The following is a 5,489-nucleotide window of genomic DNA, read 5'->3' on the forward strand; positions in this document are numbered from 1 at the left end:
CCGGCGGAATTCTTGAACACCGCACTGCGCGGCTTGACCTCGGCTAGGCTCCAGGCAGCCAATTCGCCCGGCAGCGCGCCGCCCTCCTTCACCGTCATCGATTTTTCCTTGCCTTTCTCCTTGACCATCGCCAAGCGCGTCTTTGAGGTGAGGATGACGCCGGAGAGGACCACCTCGAGCTTGGGAATCGGCGTCGCGTTATTGGGCGCGTCGGGGGGCATCGGCGGCGTTGGTCTGCGGTCCTCGTTGAACAGCGGGCGCGTGTTCACATCGGCAAAATTGTCCCAAGCGCCCAGCCTGTACTGGGCGTTGGCCAGCTTCTTCTTGCCCGCAGCGGAATCGAGTGGGTCCAGAGGCCACCAGCTGTAGCCACGGCCGACGCCCACCCAGAACAGCACGACCAACAGCAGCATCAGCGCCGCAGTGCCGGCCAGAGCCAGGGTCAGGCCACGCGAGGCGCGCAAGTTCAATTGCCCCCCTTCGCGCCGCCGGGCTGGCGCAGGAAGCCGGAAAGCACGAACTGGGCATTGACTGAGGTCGTACCCGGTACCGCCGGCTTGCCGCCGGGCATGAACATCTGCTGTTGGCGATAGATCACGAGCCGGTCGACGAACAGATACGGATTGCTCGATTCGAGCGTATACAGCACCTTCGCGAACATTTCCGCTTGGCAGTTCATGTTGACGTTCGCCGACACACGCAGATACACCTCCTGGGTGCGGCTGGGAGACGGTGAAATGCCATTGACCGTGCAGCGCGCATTCGGATCGAGATTCTGCTCGACCGCGCGTTTGAGCCGCTCGGAAAGATCCGAGAACGCGCTCGCCGCATCGGCGTCGTTGAGGAAGGCCTGGTTTTCCTGCTCCAAGCCGGCAACGTCCTTGAGTTGTTGCTCGATCAGCGGCTTGCTCTGGATCAGCTCGGCGAAACGGTACTGCTGGTCGCGCAGGTCATAGTACTCGTCGCGCATCGTCAGGTACGGCGACACCAGCCACCAATGCACGAACAGCAGATAGGCGAGCAGCAGCGCGATGCCGAGCAGAACCACGGCGAGAAAACGCTGGCCGCGTGCGGATTCAGGCAGCAGGCGCATCGGGGCTCTCCGCGGGCTTCACGCCGTTCTTGTCGTGCGCCTTCTTGTCCTTGTCGGCCGATTCCGGCTCGGGCTGCTTGTGCAGCTGGAAATTCATCGTGAAACGATCCTTTTTCGTGCGCGCATCCGGCTGCACCGTGCCGATGAAGGCCGCGTTGTCGAGCACCTCTGACTTCTGCAAGCCCTCGATCAGCTTGTTCGCATTGCCGCTCTGTCCCTGTACTTCGACCTTGCCTTTCTCGTCGACGTTCAGGCGCTCGAGGAACGTATCGTCGGGCAGGCGTTTGGTCAGATCGGTCAGCATCGCCGTCATCGGCGTCGAGTCGCGCTTGAGCCGATACAGGTAGCTGATCGAAGCGGTGTTGTCCTTGAGCCGCTTGTTGAGGGTCGCGGTCTGCTTGGCCTCGGCCTTGGCCTTGTCGACTTCGGCGCCCATCGCATCGAGGGCGATCTGGCGATTGTTGAGAAACAGCATGCCGGCGACGACAAACAGAATCAGCGCCACCGCGCCGAGCGCGAGGTTGAGGCGCAGGCGCTGGTTGACGCGCTTGACGCGCCGCTCCGCCGGCAACAGGTTCAGCCCGGCGCGGGCGCTACCCGGCGCGGCGCTCCAGCAATCGACACCGTCGAGCGCGACACCGATCGCACCCAGCGTCGCCAGTTCGCCGTCGAGCTGCGCGCGCGGCACGACGTGCAATTCGACCTTGAGGTTCTTCGCCACGGCATCGCGCTGCACGACGCGGTAGTCGAAGTAGACCTGGTCGGCCTTGAACGGCGTCTGCCGATCCATCTCGAAGGCAAGCACCTGGCGCAGCTTGTCTTCGGCGGCGGCAGGCAGGGTCAGTTCACGTCGCAAGGCACGTCGCAGCGGGATGCAATAGAACAGGCGCAGACCCGGGTCGTCGATGCGGTCGCGCAGTCGGGAGAATTCGTTGCGCTGATCTTCCGCAGGCTGGTCGCGCGTGATGCGTCCGTATTCGGCGTTGCGTCCATGGGATTGACGCCATATGCCGAACTCGCTCGTGCTCGCGTCGACGAGCAGTTCCTGCGCGCCTTCGGCGAACAGCTCGCGCCAGCGCGCGGGCAACAGATCGGCCAGCTGCCCCGCCCACCACGAGAAAAACTTCGGCAACCCGCTGTTCGCGTAGCGCAGGCGCAGGCGCGCAAGCTGGGTGTCAATGGCGGTGGTCACACTCATGGGCGAAATCTATCGGGACAGCAAATGGTTGTGTGAATCTGCTTCGCAACGCGGCGCGGCTTAAAGACTGCGCCGTAAAGGATAAGTTCTCAAAACGTAATAAAAGGTAACGAGCCGGCCGGCCATACCTTCCCGACCGCAGCACTCTCCCCTGCGCTACGACGCCTCGCCGTCGCGCCAACGCAACACGGTATAGGGCCGCCCCGACGTGCTCACCCCACCCGCGCGTATGGTGGCGTCGAAGGTGATGCTGACGCCGTTCGGGAGGGTGGCCTTGGACTTGATACTATACGTGAGGCCGCCGCCGCTGGCCATGATCGCCGCGCCCCCCGGCAAGCTCAGACCCTCGATCGCTCCCGTGGTTCCCGGCGGCATCGCCTGACGCGTTGCGATGATCTGCTGGGCGAGTGGCTGGGTCATGCCCGGAATCGCCATCAGTGCCTCGTACGGCGCAAACGCCGCGTTCGGCGTGCGCGTTCCCGAATACACCGTGATTGCCGGCTCGATCTTCTTGTAGATCTCGTAATTCATGCCGAGCACCTGTTGCACTTCGGCCACGGTCTGGAACGGCAGGTTGGTCGGTCCATAGTCGAGACCCGCGGCGGCGTACTGAGGCGCCTCGGCACCGTGCGGGCGCACCTGCTGGTCGGCGTCGCGCCAATCCTGGATCGCATCGGACAGCGCTTCGGCAACGCCGAGGTCGAGACCGATCGACTGAAACAGGGCCATCAGGGTGACGCTGTCGGCCACGTTGAGATCGATCTTGCCCGACTCGTTGGTGATCTCCACCTTTACCGTCGCGCCTTCGTACGGAAACTCGTACGGCCGCCCATCCGCGACCCAGCGCTGCATCGGGTCCGGGTTGCGCAGCTGGGCCAATGCCAACTCGACGCCGGCGATAGCATCGTAGCGCGCCGAGGTCGTGTCGAACATGTGCCGCGATTCGAGATTTTCGGTACGCGCGATCAAGGCGAAGCTGCCGAGCAGCACGGCCATGAGCGCGATCACCCACATCACCAGGATCAGGGCGACTCCGCCCTCGCGCCTTCTCACAGGTTGCTCCCGGGTCCCGCGCGACGCGCGCCGACATCCATCATCAGCGGTATCGTCATGCGCGGCCATTCGATCCGGTTGCCGGCGGCGAGGCGCAGGTCGAGCGCGACCATCAACGGCGTCGTGCTGGAATCCTTCCAGCCCTCGCTCCAGTTCATCAGCTCGCCATTCTGGTTCAGCCCGCGATAGCTGAAAGCGCCGTCCTCGATGTGGTCGAGCAATACCACGGTCGATTCCTCCGCGACCTTGCTCTTGTCCATATCGAAGCCGTTGAGCAGCGTGCTCGTGAACACCAGTTGCATGCCATCCTTGCCCGGAGCGAGCTCAAGGGTCTGCACATAGGCGCCGCCGCGCGAGAGATAGCCCGGCATCGGCGCGACGAAGCGCATGAACTTGCCGTCGCCGCGGAACACTTCCACCTTCAGGCCGTCTTTCGAGCGCGCATACGGGAACGGCAGGATGCGCGAGATCTGGTGGCGCAGGAACTCCTGCACCGTACGCAGCTTGTCGACCCGCTCGATCGCCGCCTCGCCCGAATGCATGCCGCGCACCGATGCGCTGATGCCGCCATACGCGCTCGCCAGCAGGATCGCGAGCAGGATCACCACGAGCAGCAGCTCGAGCAGAGTGAATCCGCGCTGGCCTGAACGCATCCGCATGCCTAGCCGAACCCCGGAGGCAGGCCATTCGACAACTGATTGCCGTTGCGCGGCGGCATCATCGAGCGCAGCGTGACGAAGCGCGCATGATGCTGCAGATACTGATTGCCCCAACTCACGACGAGTTCGAGCTGGAACAGTTCCGGCTGGCCGGGTGTGTTCATCGCCGGAGCCATTGTCGAGCCGGGTGCGGCCTGTATCTGGTAGCGCTGGACGTTGAGCTGCCAGTGATAGGTATTGTCGAAATCGCCGCTGCTGCCGCCTTCCTTGAGCGGCTCGCCGATGCCCTGGATGTCGAGCAGCGACTGTGCATACAGCGCCGCCTGTGTCGCCTCGGCTGACTGTCGCGTAGTGCGCAACGCGCCACCGAGAATCTGCATCAGCACGCCGAAACCGAGGGCAAAGATCACGAACGCGGCGATCAGTTCGATCAAAGTGAAGCCAGCCTGGCGACGCGGCACGGCGTTTCGCGATCGCAAGTTCATTGACGCAGTTCCTCGCGCGTCACCGCACCGGTCAGCCAGTCGACGTTGATGCGCCATTCGATCTGGCCCATCAGAACCGAAACATGGCCGCCAGTCGAAGCGCCGTCGGGAAAGAAACGGATGCTGCCGGAGGTTTCGCTGTGGATTTCCTGGTCGGCCGTATACATCGTCATGCGCATGTTCTTGGGCAGTTGCACAACGGCCTTGTTTGGCGCCTTGTAGCTGTTGGCGGCAAGATCGAGATCGAACGTCGCCTCCTTGCCGGTGACGATCGCCTGACCGCGCGTGTAGCGCAACGCCGCGACGAGATCGCGGCTCGCCGCCTGGATACGGGCGCCGGCGAAGTTGTGCGAGAACGACATCGTGACGATGCCGATCGCGATCGCGATCAGCAGCAGCACCGAAACGAGTTCGATCAGGGTAAATCCGCCGGAGCGTGCGCGCATGGTCGCCGATTCAGTCGAAAGGCAGGCTCAGCCGGGGACGCACCGGGCACTCGCGTACCGGGGACGCAGCCTTATTCCCAGTTGCCGTAATCCTTGTCCATGCCCTCACCGCCAGGCTTGCCATCCTTGCCGTAGAAAATCACGTCGTAATCGCCATGATCGCCGGGCACCTTGTAACCGAACGGATGGTTGAACGGGTCGTTGAGGTCGCCAGGCTTGGCGTAAGGCCCGTTCCAGTTCGCGGCACTGCTGGGGCGTGTCGCGAGGTCATTGAGGCTTGCAGGCGGGCCACCGTTGTCGAGCATGTAGGCCTGGATCTTCATGTCAAGCGAATGTACCGCTGCCTTGCCGGCGTTGTACTTGCCCTGATTGAAGCGCTGCACGGCGTAACCGCCGACCACGCTCATGACGATGCCGATCAGCGCGATCACCATGACCATTTCGATCAGGGTGAAGCCGCGCGAGCGGGTCAATTGCGCACGCGTCGCCGTCTGTGCGAGGAAAGTCTTTTTCATGGAAATACTCGTCCTGTGGGATCGAATGGGAATTCTATTG

Annotated in this window: 7 protein-coding genes and 1 pseudogene; all 8 read right to left on the reverse strand. The window is 63.2% G+C overall.

Translation table 11 applies throughout. The features are described 5' to 3' along the window. Window positions 1-470 (reverse strand): annotated as a pseudogene (locus tag VF497_RS18290) (hypothetical protein); the annotation flags it as partial. Beyond that, on the reverse strand, window positions 467-1,093 hold the full coding sequence (gspM, locus tag VF497_RS18295; RefSeq protein ID WP_330891471.1) for a type II secretion system protein GspM: 627 nt from the start codon (window positions 1,091-1,093) through the stop codon (window positions 467-469). The pseudogene VF497_RS18290 and the gene gspM, both read right to left, overlap by 4 nt. Further along, entirely contained in the window at window positions 1,077-2,291 is a 1,215-nt protein-coding gene (locus VF497_RS18300) for a PilN domain-containing protein (RefSeq protein WP_330891473.1), read from the reverse strand. Before VF497_RS18300 ends, gspM begins: the two co-directional genes overlap by 17 nt. Before the next feature lie 156 nt (window positions 2,292-2,447). Next, the gene (locus VF497_RS18305; RefSeq protein ID WP_330891475.1) at window positions 2,448-3,344 is read right to left on the reverse strand and encodes a general secretion pathway protein GspK; all 897 of its coding nucleotides are present in this window, start codon (window positions 3,342-3,344) and stop codon (window positions 2,448-2,450) included. Next, on the reverse strand, window positions 3,341-4,003 hold the full coding sequence (locus VF497_RS18310) for a prepilin-type N-terminal cleavage/methylation domain-containing protein (protein ID WP_330891477.1): 663 nt from the start codon (window positions 4,001-4,003) through the stop codon (window positions 3,341-3,343). The genes VF497_RS18305 and VF497_RS18310 overlap by 4 nt, the downstream gene beginning before the upstream one ends. 2 nt (window positions 4,004-4,005) lie before the next feature. Then, complete coding sequence (locus VF497_RS18315) at window positions 4,006-4,464, reverse strand: type II secretion system protein (RefSeq protein ID WP_330891479.1); 459 nt, start codon at window positions 4,462-4,464, stop codon at window positions 4,006-4,008. A gap of 20 nt (window positions 4,465-4,484) precedes the next feature. Then, on the reverse strand, window positions 4,485-4,934 hold the full coding sequence (locus tag VF497_RS18320; protein ID WP_330891481.1) for a GspH/FimT family pseudopilin: 450 nt from the start codon (window positions 4,932-4,934) through the stop codon (window positions 4,485-4,487). Between the two features lie 71 nt (window positions 4,935-5,005). Next, window positions 5,006-5,449 (reverse strand): type II secretion system protein GspG, encoded by a 444-nt coding sequence (locus VF497_RS18325; RefSeq protein WP_330891483.1) that lies wholly within the window; start codon window positions 5,447-5,449, stop codon window positions 5,006-5,008. Between the last annotated feature and the right edge of the window lie 40 nt (window positions 5,450-5,489).

Origin of the sequence: Rudaea sp. (assembly GCF_036383415.1) — a bacterium.
Classification (GTDB): domain Bacteria; phylum Pseudomonadota; class Gammaproteobacteria; order Xanthomonadales; family Rhodanobacteraceae; genus Rudaea.

What these genes read in the sequence shown, in the direction of transcription:
- VF497_RS18325 (WP_330891483.1), bottom strand. Translation starts at nt 5,449, where the DNA reads ATGAAAAAGACTTTCCTCGCACAGACGGCGACGCGTGCGCAATTGACC.
- gspM (WP_330891471.1), bottom strand. Translation starts at nt 1,093, where the DNA reads ATGCGCCTGCTGCCTGAATCCGCACGCGGCCAGCGTTTTCTCGCCGTG.
- VF497_RS18310 (WP_330891477.1), bottom strand. Translation starts at nt 4,003, where the DNA reads ATGCGGATGCGTTCAGGCCAGCGCGGATTCACTCTGCTCGAGCTGCTG.
- VF497_RS18320 (WP_330891481.1), bottom strand. Translation starts at nt 4,934, where the DNA reads ATGCGCGCACGCTCCGGCGGATTTACCCTGATCGAACTCGTTTCGGTG.
- VF497_RS18300 (WP_330891473.1), bottom strand. Translation starts at nt 2,291, where the DNA reads ATGAGTGTGACCACCGCCATTGACACCCAGCTTGCGCGCCTGCGCCTG.